Raw genomic sequence first — 1373 nt, forward strand, 5'->3', positions numbered from 1 at the left:
GATCAGCAAATGGGCACAGAAATGCCATGTCCGCCTGGTCGGCAGCGACAGGCTGGCGGGACTGGCTGAGATCTACATGCGTGAGGGCTTCGTCGATGAGGAGGCCGTACGCACCGAGATCACGCCGTGCTTCGTCGAACATGATGCGTTGCGTACGGATATCGTCGTGCTCGCCTGCACACACTACCCCTTTCTGGCCAATCGCATGCGCAAGACGGCGCCCTGGCCGGTCGATTGGCTCGACCCCGCTGAAGCGATTGCGCGCCGGGCGCTGTCGCTTCTCGCCGACATCGATCCGAGCGGTCGTGGCGAGATGCTGCCTGAAGGACCCGACCTTGCCGTCTTCACATCGGCAAGAGCCGATTTCCCGACCCGTCGCCTGATACAGGGCTTCGGGCTGGCTATGTCGTGATTGCGAAGCGGAACATCACGGCAGTCGTTGCGTTTTTCCCCAGATTCCAACGGGAGAAAGAACCATGCCAGCCACCTCGAAAGCCCAGCAGAAAGCCGCCGGCGCGGCTCTGTCGGCCAAGCGCGGCGAGACCAAGAAGAGCGAACTCCAGGGCGCTTCCAAGGGAATGTACGAATCGATGAGCGAAAAGCAGCTCGAGGAATTCGCCGAGACGAAGCGCAAGGGCCTGCCGGAGAAGAAGTCGAAAGACTAAGGATTAAGCATCCGGAATCAAAGAGCCCGCGGCCAAAACCGCGGGCTTTGAATCGATGTCGGCCGCCTGAGACCGGATAGGAGCCTACCAGCGCCCGCTGCAGCGCTTGATCTTGTAGCGTATGACCTTCTTGTGGCCGTGCCGCCAGATAACCTTCTTCTTGATCACGATGCGACAAGCCTGGTGATGCCGGTGTCCGTGCCAATGCCTGGCCTCCGCCGGCTCCGGTGTCAGGACCGCCATGGATCCCGCCAACACAGCGGCTCCCGTCAGGGTAAGGAAGAATTTCTTCATGCGATTGTAGCTCCTCTGCTCCGGTCCCTTCCTGATGCCGCTGGCGCAACCTCCCGCCACATCCGGCACTGTACTCAACCCAGAGACGCTATATCGTCGCCATGGCCTACGCCAGCCACAAGCTTGACACCGGTTAAATCTCCGTTTAATCAGCGCGCCAACACCGGGCCGCAATGCCCGGTGGTTTTCTTTATGTGCGCAAGATGCGTGGAAATCCAATTCTACTATCTTGTTTGAACTGACGTGTCCCGTGGGTTTTCCGCCGCGTTGCGTGGGAAAACCCTGTCAGGTCTCGAAAACGGAGGCCAGAGGAGGGCGCGTTTCCTTCACCCGGACCATGAGGTTCCGGGTGTATTGTTTTGAAAAGGGAATGCGATGAGCAAGCGCGAATCCGCGAAGTACAAGATCGACCGC

Annotated in this window: 2 protein-coding genes and 1 pseudogene; 2 read left to right on the forward strand and 1 reads right to left on the reverse strand. The window is 59.5% G+C overall.

Annotation, left to right across the window (positions count from 1 at the left end):
* Both EN939_RS34250 and EN939_RS34255 read left to right on the forward strand, forming a co-directional pair.
* Nucleotides 1-412, forward strand: a pseudogene (locus EN939_RS34250) (glutamate racemase); the annotation flags it as partial.
* 64 nt (nt 413-476) lie between these two features.
* Nucleotides 477-665: a DUF3008 family protein gene (locus EN939_RS34255; protein ID WP_023810328.1), complete on the forward strand. Its 189-nt coding sequence runs from the start codon at nt 477-479 to the stop codon at nt 663-665.
* 84 nt (nt 666-749) lie between these two features.
* Here EN939_RS34255 and EN939_RS34260 read toward each other — a convergent pair whose 3' ends face one another.
* A complete protein-coding gene (locus tag EN939_RS34260) occupies nt 750-959 on the reverse strand; it encodes a hypothetical protein (RefSeq protein WP_127271832.1) in 210 nt (69 codons plus the stop codon).
* Nucleotides 960-1373: the final 414 nt, after the last annotated feature.

Origin of the sequence: Mesorhizobium sp. M7A.F.Ca.CA.002.05.1.1 (genome assembly GCF_003998335.1) — a bacterium.
Classification (GTDB): domain Bacteria; phylum Pseudomonadota; class Alphaproteobacteria; order Rhizobiales; family Rhizobiaceae; genus Mesorhizobium.